15 protein-coding genes are annotated in these 17220 nt (G+C 56.8%); 1 reads left to right on the top strand and 14 read right to left on the bottom strand.

The genetic code is table 11. The annotated features are described in order from the left end of the window. Nucleotides 1-367: 367 nt before the first annotated feature. From gltX to RBI05_RS16210, 4 genes are all read right to left on the bottom strand, one after another. Nucleotides 368-1831: a glutamate--tRNA ligase gene (gene gltX / locus RBI05_RS16225; protein ID WP_310551852.1), complete on the bottom strand. Its 1464-nt coding sequence runs from the start codon at nt 1829-1831 to the stop codon at nt 368-370. Nucleotides 1832-1864: 33 nt separating this feature from the next. Continuing rightward, nucleotides 1865-2353, bottom strand: coding sequence for a 2-C-methyl-D-erythritol 2,4-cyclodiphosphate synthase (gene ispF / locus RBI05_RS16220; protein WP_310551851.1), 489 nt, complete (start codon nt 2351-2353; stop codon nt 1865-1867). After that, nucleotides 2350-3045, bottom strand: a complete 696-nt coding sequence (ispD, locus tag RBI05_RS16215; protein ID WP_150459861.1) for a 2-C-methyl-D-erythritol 4-phosphate cytidylyltransferase — start codon at nt 3043-3045, stop codon at nt 2350-2352. Before ispD ends, ispF begins: the two co-directional genes overlap by 4 nt. 109 nt (nt 3046-3154) lie before the next feature. Beyond that, nucleotides 3155-4243, bottom strand: a complete 1089-nt coding sequence (locus RBI05_RS16210) for a PIN/TRAM domain-containing protein (protein ID WP_150459862.1) — start codon at nt 4241-4243, stop codon at nt 3155-3157. 169 nt (nt 4244-4412) lie between these two features. On the opposite strand from RBI05_RS16210, the gene RBI05_RS16205 reads away from it, so the two are divergent. After that, nucleotides 4413-4808, top strand: coding sequence for a nucleoside triphosphate pyrophosphohydrolase family protein (locus RBI05_RS16205; RefSeq protein WP_310551850.1), 396 nt, complete (start codon nt 4413-4415; stop codon nt 4806-4808). A gap of 94 nt (nt 4809-4902) precedes the next feature. On the opposite strand, the gene RBI05_RS16200 is transcribed toward RBI05_RS16205, so the two are convergent. The 10 genes from RBI05_RS16200 to RBI05_RS16155 all read right to left on the bottom strand — a co-directional run bounded on the left by RBI05_RS16200 (nt 4903) and on the right by RBI05_RS16155 (nt 16764). Then, entirely contained in the window at nt 4903-6309 is a 1407-nt protein-coding gene (locus RBI05_RS16200; protein ID WP_310551849.1) for a zinc-ribbon domain-containing protein, read from the bottom strand. Between the two features lie 16 nt (nt 6310-6325). Continuing rightward, on the bottom strand, nt 6326-6952 hold the full coding sequence (locus tag RBI05_RS16195; protein ID WP_310551848.1) for a hypothetical protein: 627 nt from the start codon (nt 6950-6952) through the stop codon (nt 6326-6328). A gap of 298 nt (nt 6953-7250) precedes the next feature. Next, entirely contained in the window at nt 7251-7994 is a 744-nt protein-coding gene (gene pssA, locus RBI05_RS16190; protein WP_310551847.1) for a CDP-diacylglycerol--serine O-phosphatidyltransferase, read from the bottom strand. A gap of 63 nt (nt 7995-8057) precedes the next feature. Next, a complete protein-coding gene (disA, locus tag RBI05_RS16185) occupies nt 8058-9128 on the bottom strand; it encodes a DNA integrity scanning diadenylate cyclase DisA (protein ID WP_310551846.1) in 1071 nt (356 codons plus the stop codon). 12 nt (nt 9129-9140) lie between these two features. Continuing rightward, a complete protein-coding gene (radA, locus tag RBI05_RS16180; protein WP_150459868.1) occupies nt 9141-10508 on the bottom strand; it encodes a DNA repair protein RadA in 1368 nt (455 codons plus the stop codon). 209 nt (nt 10509-10717) lie between these two features. Next, nucleotides 10718-13174, bottom strand: coding sequence for an ATP-dependent protease ATP-binding subunit ClpC (clpC, locus tag RBI05_RS16175; protein WP_310551845.1), 2457 nt, complete (start codon nt 13172-13174; stop codon nt 10718-10720). 53 nt (nt 13175-13227) lie between these two features. Next, a complete protein-coding gene (locus RBI05_RS16170; protein ID WP_310551844.1) occupies nt 13228-14295 on the bottom strand; it encodes a protein arginine kinase in 1068 nt (355 codons plus the stop codon). A 30-nt stretch (nt 14296-14325) separates the two neighbouring features. After that, entirely contained in the window at nt 14326-14847 is a 522-nt protein-coding gene (locus RBI05_RS16165) for a UvrB/UvrC motif-containing protein (RefSeq protein WP_150459871.1), read from the bottom strand. A gap of 30 nt (nt 14848-14877) precedes the next feature. Then, the gene (locus RBI05_RS16160; RefSeq protein WP_310551869.1) at nt 14878-15339 is read right to left on the bottom strand and encodes a CtsR family transcriptional regulator; all 462 of its coding nucleotides are present in this window, start codon (nt 15337-15339) and stop codon (nt 14878-14880) included. Between the two features lie 252 nt (nt 15340-15591). Then, nucleotides 15592-16764, bottom strand: coding sequence for a GNAT family N-acetyltransferase (locus tag RBI05_RS16155; RefSeq protein WP_310551868.1), 1173 nt, complete (start codon nt 16762-16764; stop codon nt 15592-15594). Nucleotides 16765-17220: the final 456 nt, after the last annotated feature.

Raw genomic sequence — 17220 nt, 5'->3', positions numbered from 1 at the left:
TTAACAAAAAACGCCCCTGCAGCCTCGGCTGCAGAGACGTCGGTACGCGGTTCCACTCTGCTTGGAGACCCGGATCGCCTGCGGCGTCGGGAGGTCTCCCTCTTGGGCCGCCCGGTAACGGGGGCGGATTCCGGTCCGGCCTAGCGTTCTCACCCGAAGGCCGGGGAGCGCGGTCAGCCGGACGGCTCACGGGTGCATTTCTGCGGCGGGCAGACGAATAACTCTCAGCCTGGACCCTCCGGGCCCGCGGTTACTCTCTCTGGTTGCTGCCCCGTCCGGCATACTTCTCCCGATCACAGCCGTTCATATGTCTTCATCTTATCCAAAAGCTCCCGCACTGACAAGGGGAGCGGGCCGCCCAAAAATCTTAAGCTCCCTTGATCTGCGCCTTCAAGCGGTCGACTGTAACGTCTCTGCCGAGCAGCGCAATCGTTGCGTTCAAATCCCGGCCATGCATCTGGCCGGTCAGAGCAACGCGGATCGGCATGAACAGCGCTTTGCCCTTGTGACCGGTCTCCTTCTGGACTTCTTTGATCCAGGCGGCAATCCCCTGCGGCGTGAACTCGCTTCCCGCCTCGATCTTCGCCAGGAAGGCGGACAGCACTTCCGGAACCTGCGGTTCCGCCAGGATCTGCGCGGCTTCCGTGTCCAGCTCCAGATGCCGGCGGAAGAACAGCGCCGACAGCTCTACAATATCGGAGGCGGCCACCATCTGCTCCTGATAGAGCGCTACCAGGCTCTCCGCCCACGCCTGCTGCTCGGAAGACAGCTCGGCCGGAAGGCGCGAGGCTTTCTGGAGATGAGGAATCGCCAGTGCCGCAATCCGCTTCGGATCGGCATTCTTGATATAATGGTTGTTCAGATGAGCCAGCTTATTCGTATCGAACACCGCCGGACTCTTGGACAGGCGGTCGGCATTGAAGATCGAGATCAGCTGCTCTCGGCTGAAGATCTCCTCTTCGCCTTCCGGCGACCAGCCCAGCAGCGCGATGTAGTTGAACAGCGCTTCCGGCAGATAGCCGAGCTCGTCATACTGCTCGATGAACTGGATAATCGATTCATTCCGCTTGCTGAGCTTCTTGTGGTCTTCGCCGACAATCAGCGTCATATGGCCGAAGACCGGCGCTTCCCAGCCCAGGGCTTCATAGATCATGAGCTGCCGCGGCGTATTGGAGATATGGTCCTCGCCCCGAAGCACATGCGAGATCTTCATCAGGTAGTCGTCGACTACTACCGCATAGTTATACGTAGGAATGCCGTCGCGCTTGACGATGACAAAATCGCCCATTTCGTCCGTCTGGAACGTAATCGTGCCTTTTACCATATCGTTGAACGTATAGGTCCGGTTCTCCGGTACCCGGAAGCGGATGCTCGCCGTGCGTCCTTCGGCCTCGTAAGCCGCACGCTGCTCCTCCGTCAGATTGCGGTGCTTGCCGGAATAGCGGGGCGTCTCGCCCCGGGCCAGCTGCTCTTCCCGTTCCGCTTCCAGCTCCTCTTCCGTACAGTAGCAGCGGTAAGCCAGACCTTGGTCCAGCAGCTGCTGGGTATAGGTACGGTAAATATCGAGCCGTTCCGTCTGCCGGTACGGACCGTATTCCCCGCCGATATCCACGCTCTCGTCCCAATCCATGCCCAGCCATTTCAAATATTTCAGCTGGCTCTCTTCGCCGCCGGCAATATTGCGCTTCAGATCCGTATCTTCAATGCGGATAATGAACTTGCCGCCCTGCGATCTGGCATACAGATAATTGAACAAGGCCGTTCTGGCATTGCCAATATGTAAATGTCCCGTCGGGCTCGGCGCATAACGCACCCGGACTTCGCTTCCCATAAATTATCTCCGCCTTCCCTTATGAACTCTAACTTAAGATGATAGCATATCCTGAACCAGGCAGACAATAGACTGGGCGGCGATTCCCTCGCCGCGTCCGGTAAAGCCAAGCTGTTCGGTCGTCGTTGCCTTGACGTTCACCCGGGAGACGTCCGCCTCCAGCGTCTTGGCGATCATCTCCGCCATAGCCGGAATGTACGGGGCCATCTTCGGACGCTGGGCGATAATAGTGGAGTCGATATTGCCGAGCCGGTAACCCTTCTCCCGGGCCATGCTCCAGACCCTCTCCAGCAGCTTCACGCTGTCCGCATCCTTGAAGGCGGGGTCGGTATCCGGGAAGTGCCGGCCGATATCCCCGAGTCCCAGCGCGCCCAGAATGGCGTCGCTGATGGCATGCAGCAGCACGTCGGCGTCGGAGTGGCCGAGCAGCCCCTTCTCATAGGGAATCGTTACCCCTCCGATGATGCATGGGCGGCCTTCCACCAGCTGGTGTACGTCAAATCCTTGTCCTACAGCGATCATGATGTTCTCTCCCCTGACGGTTTACTTGTAAATTCTGCGAAATCCAGATCTTCGGGCGTGGTAATCTTGATATTGGCGTAGCTGCCTTCCACGACGGCGACCCGGATGCCGGACCGTTCGGCGACGCTGGAGTCGTCCGTACCGACGAAGCCTTCCCGCTCCGCCGATTCATACGCCGCCAGCAGCTCGGACAGACGAAAAGTCTGCGGGGTCTGAATCGCCCACAGACTGCTCCGGTCGGGCGTCGATACGACAACCCCGCCGTCTACCTGCTTAATCGTGTCCTTGACCGGAACGGCCAGCACGGAGGCTCCGGTCCGCTGCGCTTCGAGGAAGCAGGCGTCGATCTGCGCCGCCTCCACGAACGGCCGGACCCCGTCGTGCACCATGACCCATTCCGTGCCAAGCGCCTTCAGGCCCCGGTGTACGGAATGCTGGCGTTCCGAGCCTCCCGGAAGGACAGCCGCTACCTTGGTCAGCCCATAGGCCTGTACCCATTCCTTGCAGCGTTCGACCTCTCCTTCTCCGGTTACGAGGATGATCTCGGAGATCCGTTCATGCCGCTGAAAGGCCTCCAGCGTATGAACCACGATCGGCTTCCCCCGAAGCAGCAAATACTGCTTGCTCTCCGCCGTGCCCATGCGCGTGCCTCTTCCCGCCGCTACAATGACGGCGCCTACTGCGTTTGACATCCCTGATGGCTCCTGTTCTTCACGTATATGCTCCATCATAACGCGTTTGGCTGCCGTTTCCAAGCCCGGCGCAGCTGACAGGCAGCGGCCCTCCCGGCGCTCCGTATCTTTACTGCGCCTTCTCCAGCAGCTTCGGCTTGGCAAAGATCATCCGTCCGGCCGAAGTCTGCAGCACACTTGTCACCAGTACTTCCATCGTGCTGCCGATGAAATCCCGGCCGCCTTCCACCACAATCATCGTCCCGTCATCAAGATAGGCGACGCCCTGACCGTGCTCCTTCCCGTCCTTGATAACCTGCACGACAATCTCTTCGCCCGGCAGCACCACCGGCTTGACGGCATTGGCCAGATCATTGATGTTCAGCACGGAGACTCCCTGCAGCTCGCACACCTTGTTCAGATTGAAGTCATTCGTAACCACCTTGCCGCGCAGCACCTTCGCAAGCTTGACCAGCTTGCTGTCTACCTCGGAAATTTCATCGAAGTCTCCTTCGTAGATCAACACTTTGACATCGAGTTCCTTCTGGATTTTATTCAAAATGTCGAGTCCGCGGCGTCCCCGGTTGCGCTTGAGCAGGTCCGAAGAATCGGCGATATGCTGCAGCTCCTCCAGCACAAATTCGGGGATAACAATTGTTCCTTCAATAAAACCGGTCTTGCAGATATCGGCAATCCGCCCGTCGATAATTACACTGGTATCGAGAATCTTGTGCTCTTCCGGCCCCCGGCCTTCCGGCTGCTCCGCGCGTCCCCAGTTCCCGGTTGCCCACAGCGCCGCCAGCTCCTGCTTCTTGGCAAGCCCGACGCGCAGGCCCGTATACCCGAGTGCGACTGCCGAAACGGCCTGCAGCACATCTCCCGTCCGTCCGAGCCAGGACAAGCCCGGCACGGCAAGCAGAGACAGAAGCAAGCCTCCCGTCAGCCCTGCCGCTCCCGCGGCCAGCTCATCCATCGGTATCCGGCTGCACCACTGCACCCATTCCTTCAGTCTGCCTCCGCCCCAACGAACGGAGACGGTTCCCGCCAACAGAAAAATAAGAGCTCCCACTACCGTAAACAACCATCCGCCGCCGACCGGCAGATGTTCCTTCAACCCGCGCATGCCAGCCGGGAAGTCTTCCGCCGCGGCCGCATACAGCGAATAACCGGCCCAGCCTCCCAGCAGCGCGGCTCCGCCTGCTGTCCATCTTTTCCACATTGCTTAAGGCGCACCTCCTGTAAAATACCTTCCTATCCCCAGTATGTTCCAATTTATCCTGCGGTAATCGTTCCGGTTCTCTATATTTTTACGGACTTCCGCCGCTTGAAAGGGCCGCAGGCACTGGCATATAATGAATGCAATTACATAATACCGGGGAGGAATTGGAATGAGCTCGCCAACTTTGCAGGATTTTCAGGATCAGGTAGCCGAGCTGCTGCTTCGCCATCGCAGTCTTTTGGACGTGCTGTCCAAGAACGGGCAGAGCAGCGCTTCGGTGAACCGGGCCGTCGTCAAGGCCATTACGGAGTGCGGGTGCATTCAGCTTCATGCCACGAAGCAGGTGTTCGAGCCCGGAGACAGCCTGGAGCAGGCCAAGGAGCATGCCGGTACACATGTCGAAGGCGAATTATGCGAGAACTGCCGCGAAGTCATTGGCTCCGAGCTGGGTCGCGAGCTGTTCTATATGTCCGCCCTGTGCAATCTGCTTGGTATTCGTATGGACGAAGTGGTTGCCAAGGAGTCGCAGAAATGCGCCACGCTTGGACTGTTCAATATGTCGTAGCCATCCCCTCTGTCCGGGTCCTTATACTAAATGCCAGAAAGAGCCGGCCATGCCCTGACAGCATGACCGGCTCTTCCTCTTCTATCTTGCTCTATTAATTCTCCGGATTGTCCAGAATCAGACTCTCGCTGTTCCCGAACAAATCATCAACCCAGTAATTCCGGCTGGAAGAGCGGATCCACCACTGCTGCTCCTGGCCGGGCTTGGGAGTAATGACGTACGTATTGCTCGATGTGCTGTTGGACTCCTCGGTTCCGGGATACGCATACTCTTCCTCTGCCGTGATCCGGACTCCATCCTCATAGAATTCAATGTTATCCGGCGCTACCGCTACCCGCACGAGGCGAACTTGACGGCCGGGAGTCTCCGGCACCTCGCTGAAGGTCTGGTAAGCATCTCCGTCGGGGTCCAGTCCCGTAAGCAGCGAGGAATCGGCGGCATTGTAAGCCTTGGTCCAGGAGACGTTGGCTTCCAGCAGCAGCTTCGCCGCCTGCGCCGCTACCGAATCCTTCAGCAGGGTCTCCAGCTCAATGTCGTCCGTCTCCGACGCTTCCCAGGTCCGGCTCTGCTCGACCGGCATCCCCAGATAAGTGCCTTTGGCTTCCACCTTAAGTTCGGCGGGCTTGGGCACAATGGAGAGGGTATGGTCGTCGCCGTCTTCGGCCTGAGGCAGCTCCTTGCCGTTCAGCGTATAGGTGATGTCGGCAAAAGTTGGAATCTCGACCCGCAGACCGCTCTCCAGCCGGTCATACAGGTAGATCTCCTCTGACGATGTATTCAGCAGGTCCACGGTTCCTTCCAGCGTTTCACTGCCGCCGTAAGGATTGGTTACCTTCGCCTGATAGGAATAGACGGCGGGCCACAGCGAGTTGAAGGTCCCCTGCGCGCTCTCCAGCGTCTCCAGCGATCCGCCTGCCGTCCAGTCTTCTCCCTGCTCCATAGTTACCTCGGCCGGAGTCACATTAAAGACCCAGCGGGTCCCCCGCCAGCTGCTTTCTTTGACAAAATAGACAGGAGCTCCGTCGCCATCTCCGTCCGTCCCGTAATCGGAGTCCTCCTCCGCCTCCTGCTCGGCGGCATAGAGCGCATCCTTGAGGTAGGACTCATATCCGTAAGCCGTTTCGTCATTAAACGCCTTACGGAACGCCTCCACGCGGTCCTCCGCTCTCATCGCGGTATTGGAGTCATCCAGATAGGTCAGCAATTGGTCCACGTCCCGGGCTGTAACCGCCGCCTGCAGCTTCTCCTCCAGCTTGGCCGGCGAAGAGGGTCCATATGTAAAATGAAAGAGGCTGTAGGTTACTGCCGCCGCCCCTACGATGCCGACGGATACAGCGGTAATCACCTTAGTCTTCCGGCTCCAAGGCCGGCGTGCGGCTTTGGCGGGCGGAGCCGGCCGGAAGCCGGTCTGCTGCACCGGCGCTTGGGAGACAGGCTGTCCGCATTCTCCGCAGAACCGGGCATTCTCCTCGATTTTGGCACCACAATTTCCACAAAACACAATGAATGACCCCCGATTAAATGACAATAGCGGTTACCAGCATAAACAGCAGGAAATAGACCGCAATGCTCAGCGTGATGAAAGAGAAGCGCCGTTCCCGGGATACCCGGAAGATATCCGACGAAGATATAACGGTCGTGGTCAGGGCTGCAATCAGATTCACCAGCAGCACCAGCGTCGCCAGACGCAGATTGATCAGGGTGCAGAGCGCCGCCACCACAAACCCGGCGCCGAACGTATACTGCATGCCGCCTATGTATGTAACGACTTCTTTGGCCGTCAGTTTCCGGCTTCCCCGCCATTGACCGATCAGCCAGACGGAAGCCGTCAGGACCAGGATGGAGACCAGCCCGAGTACAAACACTCTTCCCATTACGGCCGAACTGACAGCACTGCTCGGCTCGAACAGATCATAATAGTCGTCATAGCCGCCGAATCCGCCGAACACGCTGCCTATGATATCAAAGATCTTCTTGTTCAGCGCCCAGGCCCAGATCATGAAGCCAAGCAGCGATGCCACCAGACCCAGCAGGCCGTTAACAAAATCTTTCTCCGGCTGCAGGGTCGCTGCACGCTCCGGATTCTTCATCAGGTACAGCATCGTATTGAAATTCACCTGCTGCGGTCTCACCTGAGGCTGCATAGCGGCTCCGCCGTTCCACGCTCCCTCGTTTCCTGACCACCCCGCCGCGACCTCCTCACAGACATGCGGTTCTCCCTCTGTCAACTTCTGTCCACACTTCGTACAAAACGCCATTCTTTTCCCCCCTGTGTAATCGGTGCAGTATTCTTATGAGTCTACGTGCCCATTTCATCATAACCCATAATTTAGGCCAAAAGAAGTAAGAAATAACCATATAGGCCCGGAGGAGCGTAAGGAGACAAAAAAAGAACTCTTCCCGCCCTGGTAAGGGAGAAGAGTTCTCTTTAGGTAAAGGTCTTTAGCCATTCTTGGAATGATAGACTTCATCCTCGGAACGGCCTCTGCGGCGCCGCCGCCGGCGGGCGGAAGCTGCCACCCGGTCCACATTCTGCTTCATGCCATAGAGCGCATAGAGCGCAAGCAGCACAAAGATCATCTTCGAGATCTGTTCCGGGAACATCACCGCAACCGCAACGGCGATAATGATCACGATCGGAGCGCCGGCCAGAGCTTTCTTCGGCAGACCGATTTTCTTGAAATTCGGATATTTCACGGTGCTCACCATCAAGTAGCAGAGCAGCAGAGAAGAGACAATCATGAACGGCGGCGATACGTCCTTATGGAACAGGGACAGCGTAGCCAGCACGCCTCCGGCCGCCGGAATCGGCAGACCGATGAAATAGCCGGGAACCCCCGGGCGGACATTGAACCGGGCCAGACGCAGAGCGCCGAACACCGGGAACATGGCCGTTACAGACCAGGCCAGGGCAGAGTGCAAGTCCTGCAGGCTGGTTACATACATAATAAGTGCGGGGGCCACGCCGAATGAGACGACGTCGGACAGGGAATCCAGCTCTTTGCCGAACTCGCTCTCCGCATGGAGTGCGCGGGCAACCCGTCCATCCAGTCCGTCGGCCAGCATCGCGATAATGACCATGATGGAAGCCAGGCCGATTCTCCCGTCGAGTGCCAGCATAATACCAAACATTCCGAGCATCAGATTCATCAGCGTAAATATACTCGGAATCGATTTCTGTATCATTTCTTCACCTCTTGTATTCATTGGGCCTAGGGAAATATCCAACATTAGGTGATTGTATGTGATTTACATTTGTCTGTCAATAAGAACCTGTTTTTGCAGACGTTTTAAACCTTCCTGAATGCCCCGTGCCCGCGCCTCACCGATCCCGTCCACTTCGTCCAGCTCCGCAATGCTTGCCGTCATCAGGTTCGGCAGCATCTCGAACCGCTCCACCAGATTATGAATAATGACATTGGGCAGTCGGGGAATCTTGTTCAGCAGCCGGTAGCCGCGCGGCGTGACCGGTTCCTCGGCAGCGATCGACGTGGACGGATAACCCAGCAGCCGCGCGATATGGATGTCGTCCATCAGCTCATCGTCGCTTGCCCGTTTCAGCCCGTTGATAATCTCGCGGATCTTCTCCTCTTCCTCTTCACGGGCGTAGTCCCGGTAGAGCAGCCAGGCTTCTTCTTCCGTATTGCCGACCAATTCTTCCATCTGCATGCTGATGAGCCGGCCTTCGTTCCCGAGCTCGTTGATGTAGCGCTTGATCTCGGTCTTGATCCGAAGCACCATCTCCACGCGCTGTATCACGCCAACCACCTCGGGCACCGTGACAATTCCTTCATACTCAGAAGCCGACAGATTGGTCAGCGACTGCGTCAGCACCGCCTTGTATTTCTCCAGCGTCTGAATGGCCTGGTTCGCCTTGGTGAGAATCACCCCGATTTCCTTCAGCGCATAGCGGATCGAGCCTTGGTAGAGCGTGATGATGTTCCGTCTCTGCGAGATGGAAACCACCAGCTTGCCCGTCTGCTTCGCTACCCGCTCGGCTGTCCGGTGCCGGATGCCGGTCTCGATCGAAGAGATCGAGGAATCGGGGATCAGCTGGGTATTGGCGTACAATATTCGTTTCAGGTCCTCGCTCAGAATGATGGCGCCGTCCATTTTGGCCAATTCATACAGATAATTCGGGGAAAAATCGCAATTGATCGAGAATCCCCCGTCCACGACCTCCATGACCTCCGGGCTGTAGCCGACCACAATCAGCGCGCCCGTCTTGGCCCGCAGTACGTTCTCCAACCCTTCGCGAAAAGGCGTTCCCGGCGCGGCCAGCCTGAGCAGGTCGTTCATATTGTCCAGTTGTTCCTTCATGTCTCCCGCCCCCTAATCCAGTGCGACCGCTAACGCTTCCGCCACGGTATTGACTCCGATAATTTGGATATCCTTCGGATGCTTCCAGCCTTTCATGCTCTTCTCCGGCATAATGACCCGCCGAAATCCGAGCTTCGCCGCCTCCTTCACCCGCGTCTCGGCCCGCGAGACGCCTCTGACTTCGCCCGTCAGTCCGACTTCGCCGAAGAACACGTCGTAGGCCTTGGTCGGAATGTCGCGGAAGCTGGAGGCGATGCTGACGGCGACCGCCAGATCAATGGCCGGTTCATCCAGCTTCACGCCGCCGGCCACATTCAGATAAGCGTCCTGGGTCTGCAGGAACATGCCCATCCGTTTCTCCAGCACGGCGATAATCAGCGCCATCCGCTGGTGGTCCATGCCGGTGCACATCCGCCGCGGAGACGGAAAATGGGTAGCCGCCACAAGCGCCTGCAGCTCTACCAGCACCGGCCGCGTTCCTTCCATGCTGGCCACCACCGTTGATCCGGCGACGCCAAGCGGCCGCTCGGAGAGGAAGAGCTCCGACGGATTCTCCACCTCGCGCAGTCCGTCCTCGCCCATCTCGAAGATGCCAATCTCGTTGGTAGAGCCGAACCGGTTCTTCACGGCGCGCAGCAGACGGTACGTGTGATGGCGTTCGCCTTCAAAATACAGCACGCAGTCCACCATATGCTCCAGCATCCGGGGACCGGCGATAGCGCCTTCCTTGGTAACATGTCCGACCAGCACAGTCGCAATCCCCCGGACTTTGGCAATCCGCATGAACCGGGTCGTACATTCTCTGACCTGGGAGACGCTTCCGGGAGCGCTCGTTACTTCCGGCAGATAGACCGTCTGGATCGAGTCAATGACCAAGAACTGCGGCTGAATCGCCTCTATCGCTTCCTCGATGCTCTCCATGTTGGTCTCGCACAGAACGAACAGTTCGGCGGACAACGCCCCGAGCCGATCGGCGCGAAGCCGGGTCTGACGCACGGATTCTTCACCGGAGATATACAGGACCCGAAGGCCTTGGGCTGTCAGCGCATGAGAAGTCTGGAGCAGGAGCGTCGACTTCCCGATACCGGGGTCGCCCCCGACCAGCACAAGCGAACCGGGCACGATGCCGCCGCCGAGAACCCGGTTTAATTCCCCGATTCCGGTCAGAATGCGCGGTTCCTGATCGCTCTCTATACTTATGATCGACTGCGGCTTTTCTTTACTATGAAAAAGAGGCGTGTTCATCCCCTGCGTTTTGACGACGCTTTCGGTTTCTTCCACCATCGTGTTCCACGCTTGGCAGCCCGGGCATTTGCCGAGCCACTTCGGAGATTCGGTTCCGCATTCGGTACAATAGAATTTGGTTTTTGGTTTGGCCATGATACTCTCCTTCTAATTGCTCAGCCTATTTAAAAGTTTACCATCTCCGCCTGTCAAACGAAAGGGGAGGACCGAGCGAATCCCGGATTCCCTGAACGTGCGGACCCGCAAAGCTTCTGAAACGGAGCAAAGTCCGCATCCCGTTGCCGGGAGCGGACTTTGCTCTATACTCTCTATACGGTTAACTATCTGTGCTTAGCGTACCCGGCTTATTCCTGATCGCCTTCGCCGGACAGCGCCGGTTCCGTCTTCTTGACAGTCAACTCGCCGTTCTCGATGTCGATGTTCAGCGAATCTCCCTTGGAGATATTGCCCTTCAGCAATTCTTCCGACAGACGGTCCTCGATGTGCTTCTGAATTGCCCGGCGCAGCGGACGGGCGCCGAACTGCGGATCATAGCCTTCTTTGGCGAGGAAGGCTTTAGCCTCGTCGGTCAGATGGAAGTCGACGTCGTATTCGCGCAGACGCTTCCGCAGCTCTTCGGACATCAGCGTGACGATCTCCGCAATATGCTTCTCTTCCAGCGAGTGGAAGACGATGATTTCGTCGATCCGGTTCAGGAACTCGGGGCGGAAGCTCTTCTTGAGCTCATCCATAACCTTGCCCTTCATGTTGGTATAGTCCGCGCCGGCATCCTGAACCGCCGTGAAGCCCAGCGTCGAATTGCGCTTGATCGCCTCGGCTCCTACGTTGGAGGTCAGAATGATCAGCGTGTTGCGGAAGTCAACCACGCGGCCCTTGGAGTCGGTCAGACGTCCGTCTTCCAGCACCTGAAGAAGAATGTTGAATACTTCCGGGTGAGCCTTCTCAATTTCGTCCAGCAGCACTACAGAGTACGGCTTGCGGCGGACCTTCTCGGTCAGCTGGCCGCCTTCTTCATAGCCGACATATCCCGGAGGCGCCCCGACGAGACGGGATGTGGAGTGCTTCTCCATGTATTCCGACATGTCGATCCGGATAACGGCATTCTCGTCGCCGAACATGGCTTCCGCCAGGGCGCGGGCGAGTTCCGTCTTGCCGACGCCTGTCGGGCCGAGGAAGATGAACGAGCCCATCGGACGCTTCGGATCCTTCAGACCGGCTCTGGCCCGGCGGATCGCCCGGCTGACCGCCTTGACGGCTTCATCCTGGCCGATAACCCGGTCATGCAGGAGAGCTTCCATATTGAGCAGACGCTCGGTCTCCTCTTCCTTCAGCTTGCTGACCGGAACACCGGTCCAGCTGGCCACCACCTGGGCGATATCCTCCGGCGTGACCTCGGAATCGGCACGGCCCTGCTTTTCCTTCCACTGGTTCTTGGTAATGTCCAGCTCTTCCCGGATTTTCTGCTCCGTATCGCGAAGAGCGGCCGCTTTCTCGAATTCCTGGCTCTGGACGGCGGCGTCCTTCTCCTTGCGGATATCATCCAGACGCGTCTCCAGCTCTTTCAGATTCGGCGGAATCGTGTACGAGTTCAGCCTTACCTTGGAACCCGCTTCGTCGATCAGGTCGATGGCCTTGTCCGGCAGGAAGCGGTCCGTAATGTAACGGTCCGACAGCTTAACGGCAGCTTCAATCGCTTCGTCGGTAATCTTCACGCGGTGGTGCGCTTCATAACGGTCGCGAAGTCCGTACAGAATTTGAATGGCTTCCTCCGGCGAAGGCTGGTCTACGGTAATCGGCTGGAACCGGCGTTCCAGCGCGGCGTCCTTCTCAATGTACTTGCGGTATTCATCCAACGTGGTTGCCCCGATGCATTGCAGTTCGCCCCGGGCCAGCGCCGGCTTCAGGATGTTGGAAGCGTCGATTGCGCCTTCCGCCCCGCCTGCGCCAATCAGTGTATGCAGCTCGTCGATGAACAGGATGATGTTGCCCGCCTGGCGGATCTCATCCATGATCTTCTTGAGACGGTCCTCAAACTCCCCGCGGTATTTGGTGCCGGCCACGACCGAGCCCATGTCGAGCGTCATGACCCGCTTGTCGCGCAGCGTCTCCGGAATTTCGTTGTTGATGATCTTCTGGGCCAGGCCTTCGGCGATTGCCGTCTTGCCGACGCCGGGTTCCCCGATCAGCACCGGATTGTTCTTCGTCCGGCGGCTCAGCACCTGAATGACGCGCTCAATCTCCTTGCTGCGGCCGATTACCGGGTCCAGATTTCCGTCCTTGGCGTAGGCCGTCAGATCGCGGGCCAATCCGTCCAGCGTAGGCGTGCTGACATTTGCCGTTGAGCCGCTGTGGCTCGAAGTCGCTTCGTTGCTTCCAAGAAGCTGCAGCACCTGCTGGCGAGCCTTGTTCAAGCTGATGCCGAGGTTATTGAGAACGCGGGCGGCTACGCCTTCGCCCTCACGGATCAGTCCCAGCAGAATGTGCTCGGTTCCGACGTAGGTGTGACCCAGCTTCCGGGCCTCATCCATCGAGAGTTCAATCACCTTCTTCGCACGCGGCGTATAGGCGATATTGGTCGGCTGCTCCTGGCCGCGGCCAATCAGCGTCTCCACTTCATCCTGGATCTTCTCCAATCCAAGCCCGAGACCGATCAGCGCTTTGGCGGCAATGCCGTCGCCTTCCCGGATCAGGCCGAGCAGAATATGTTCAGTTCCAATATTATTGTGTCCAAGCCGCACAGCTTCTTCCTGTGCCAGCGCAAGCACTTTTTGCGCTCGTTCCGTAAATCTCCCAAACATCATATCTCCTGCACCTCCATGAATTAATTAAATCGAACCGTGAATCCAATCTATAATCAATGTGTGGTACCCAACGTTTCCCGGAGCAGCTTCGCCCGGTACATATCCAGCTCGGTCGGATGCATCTCATCCCCGAACGTCTTCTGCAGAAAGCCCGGCTGCGTCTTGACGTTAAGCTCGTTAAGCACGGCGATGGAAGGACTCTTCAGAATGCCGAGGTCTACGCCGAGCCTTACATCCGACAAGCGCTGCGAGGATTCTTTCAAATCCATGACGGCGGCGTACGAGAGAATGCCGAAGGAGCGCATAATCCGGTCCGTAATCCGCAGCGCCGAAGACGAATCCTGAATCAGCCGCTGACGGGCATTGCGCTCATGCTCGATGATTTGCAGCGCCACCTCATGCAGATTGTCGATGATCTCTTCTTCGCTCTGTCCGAGCGTAATCTGGTTGGAAATCTGAAAGAGATTCCCTACAGATTCGCTGCCTTCCCCGTAAATTCCTCTAACTGTGAGCCCTACCTGGTTAACGGCGAGCAGGATGCGGTTGATCTGCTGCGTCATAACGAGCGCGGGCAGATGCATCATGACCGAAGCTCTGAGCCCGGTGCCGACATTCGTCGGACAGCTGGTCAGAAATCCCCTCCGGTCGTCAAAAGCGTAGTCCACGGACGCCTCGAACAAATCGTCGATGGCCGTCGCGCGTTTCCAGGCATCCCGGACTTGGAAGCCCGGGAACAGGCACTGAATCCGCAGGTGATCCTCTTCGTTAATCATAATGCTGACGGATTCGTCTTCATTGATCAGAACCGCCCCGCCGCGGGATTCCTTGGCCAGATTCGGACTGATCAAATGCTTCTCGACCAGCACCCGCTTGTCGAGATCTTCCAGTTCGTCAAGTCTCAGCGCCTGAAAAACACCGTAGTCGTTCGGTGTGCCGCCCAGGACCGGGGTCAGAATTTCCCTAACCGATTCAGCCTGCTCGGCCGAAGCAATCAGCGGAAAAGGATGATGCTGAATATTGCGGGCGATGCGCACACGGCTGCTGACCACAATTTCGGAGTGGTCGCCTCCGCTGCGCATCCAGTCGCTTAGCGCATGTTCGGTGAACCGAAGATCTGGCATCGCGCATCCCCCTTTGTTCTTATGACTTTACTATTGCGCCATTTCTTTTTCAAGTCGGCGGATCTGGTCGCGAAGCTCGGCTGCCCGCTCGAACTCTTCCTGTTCAATGCTGACTTTCAGCTGGCCCTTAAGCTCGTCGATTTGGCGGCGGAACGTAATGCGGGCGCCGGCCCGTCTGGGCACTTTGCCGACATGGTTTGTACTGCCGTGCACTCTTTTGAAGAGCGGGTCCAGACTCGGGTCAAAATATTTATAACAAGAGCTGCAGCCAAAACGCCCAAGCTTGCTGAACTGGCTGTATGTCATTCCGCATTCCTCGCATTTGGCCTCCTGGCTGCCCGCCGCAGCAGCGGCCTTATCCTTACCCGCGCTACCGAGATCCAGAAGCCCCGACAGAAGACTGTGGATAGAGAACCCGCTCGGCGTCCCCGGAATCATCTCGCCTTTCTCCCGGGCGCAGCTTTCGCAGATATGGAACTCCGTCTTCTGTCCATTGACAATTTTGGTGAAATGAAGAGTTGCCGGCTTAACGCCGCATTCCTGACAGATCATTGAAGCATTCCTCCTTCGAGACCGAACAGCTTACTTGCTCATCAGGGAAATCAGCATGGCTTTCATCAGCTTGGCCCGGATTTCATCGCGGTAAGGCAGCTTAACCGCCAGACTCTCCCGCGATACGGCGGCGCGCATCAGACAGGCTTCGCGCTTGCTTAAGAAACGCGCTTCTTCCAATTGATAGATCAGCCCTTCGGCGGTGTTCTGATCGATTTTGTCGCCGATGGTGCCGTTCAGGTGGGCATGCAGCGCTAAATGCTGGGGGAGCTCGATCCGCTGAATCCGGATATAGCCACCGCCGCCGCGTTTGCTCTGTACGAGATAGCCCTTCTCCAGGGTGAAGCGGGTGCTGATGACGTAATTAATCTGGGAGGGAACACAGGAGAACTGGTCCGCCAGATCATTGCGCTGAATCTCGACCGCCCCTTCGGGACTCTCCAGCAGCATGCTCTTTAAATATTGTTCAATGACATCCGAAATATTGCGCATCATCTTATCCTCCTCTGCTTAACCATTCATCCTTGGCCCGAATCGCCCAGAATGCGGCGCAATATCGAAATATGGAGGCTTCGATAAGAATCCCGGAGAGGGATTCCGAGAAGACGTACTTCTAATCTCTAGTGTGACCATCTCGGGAATGGAATCATGCACGAATAACGGCCGTCCTTCTCGTTGACTTTGACTTTCTTTGACTTTATTATAGCATATTTTTTGGATTTGCCAAGGTCTCTCAACTCGCAATCAGAAAAAATCGAACAGCATGGTCTGCGCTCCCGGTACGGCTGCTCCCAAAAATCTTCGTATCTCCGGATTCCCCGACATCTTCCCGCAAGCAGACATTTCTTCTACCGTGCGATAGCCCAGTAATACGGCCGTAAGCGTCCCAATATCGGTATGCACATCCGCCCGTTTCTGCCCATCGCCAATCCGTTCCGTCTTAGGTGTTCCATCCTCATTTACAGTGATCTTCCATAATCCTTGATTCCAGGGAGCCTGCTGATCTGTCAGCGATAGATGAAAAGAACATGCGGCCGCCGGGGCGAAACGGTACTTCGCCATGAAGGCTTCCATATCTACAATCCGGGCCATGAAATAGGGATGAATCTCCTGGGAAATACGAGGATCATCTAACAGATAAGGCAGATAATCATCGGAAGGAACCCTGTTCATCTCCGCGTGAGTAACCATAGAGTCATGATTGGATATGAAGCTCCATAAGCCGCGCCGTGCTTCTTCCCCCGAATAGACAAATTCTCCGATAAGCAGCGTTCTGTCGGCAATCCGGTACAGCAAGTACCCTTCGGCCTCTCCTTTATCCGTGTAATAGACGGCGCATTGATTGCCGTGGCCCAGTACGGTTCGTTCCCACCATTCCTCGTTCCGTATAAGCGCTCCATTATAGGCGGAAGCGAACCGATGATAAAGGGCATTAAGCTGTTTCAACTCCGGCTTTCCCCGTTTCACCTCACCGCTAACTGCAGGCCAGGACGGGAATTGAGCTGCCGGAATCCGATATTTTTTGCACTCGCAGAATACTTCCCACCCAAATCGCCGGTAGAACGGAACTTTAAAAGGATGCAAGAAGGACAAAACTTGCCCTTCCTTTCTCATTCCTTCCAGCGCCTGCTTCAGCAAATGCTCAACAAGTCCCTGGCGGCGATTCTCCGGCCAGGTTGCCACTCCTGCAATTCCTCCCATCGGTACAGCCTTTCCTTGGAGAAAGACCTGGAATGGGAGCCGGGTGTAATGAGCCAACAAGGCGCCGGAATCGTCAAAAGCACCCCATACCTGCTCGGGGCGGAAGCGCTCCTTGGCTTTGACCCGCTCTTCCTGCGGAAAGGTGAACTGAAAGGCATATTCGTCCAGGCTGGTGCTCGCTTCGAACTCTTCATGAGTAAGCTGTCTAATCTTCATGTTCATTAATCAGGGGCCTCCTGCGCATAGAATAATTCTCCATCTCATCCGAGTCTCTCAAAGTCCTAATAGAATGTCAAACTATACAGCCTGTGGATGAAATTCTGAATTGCCCACAGAATAGTCTTTCCTATCCACAGGTTGTTCATAATTATTCACAAAATAGCTTGTTTTGTCCCCAACTCGCTTCTTGTTATTCACATTCTGGGGTTATCTTCTTTTTAAAAAGGGTTCTTCCACAGCTTGTCCGTCAAGCGAGGACGCAGCTGCTCCATTATCCCCAGCCCCTCTGGCGAATCGAAGGATTCTTTCCACACTAAAAATAGATCCCTGCGCAACTCGAACGCAGGGATGAACGCAACAAAAAACCACCGCCGGTAGATCGGCAGTGGTTATCTGTGCTTGGCGGCGTCCTACTCTCCCAGGACCCTTCGGTCCAAGTACCATCGGCGCTGG

Source organism: Paenibacillus glufosinatiresistens, from assembly GCF_031470375.1.
GTDB classification, from domain to species: domain Bacteria; phylum Bacillota; class Bacilli; order Paenibacillales; family Paenibacillaceae; genus Paenibacillus_AQ; species Paenibacillus_AQ glufosinatiresistens.
This window is presented reverse-complemented; position numbering and strand designations above follow the sequence as displayed.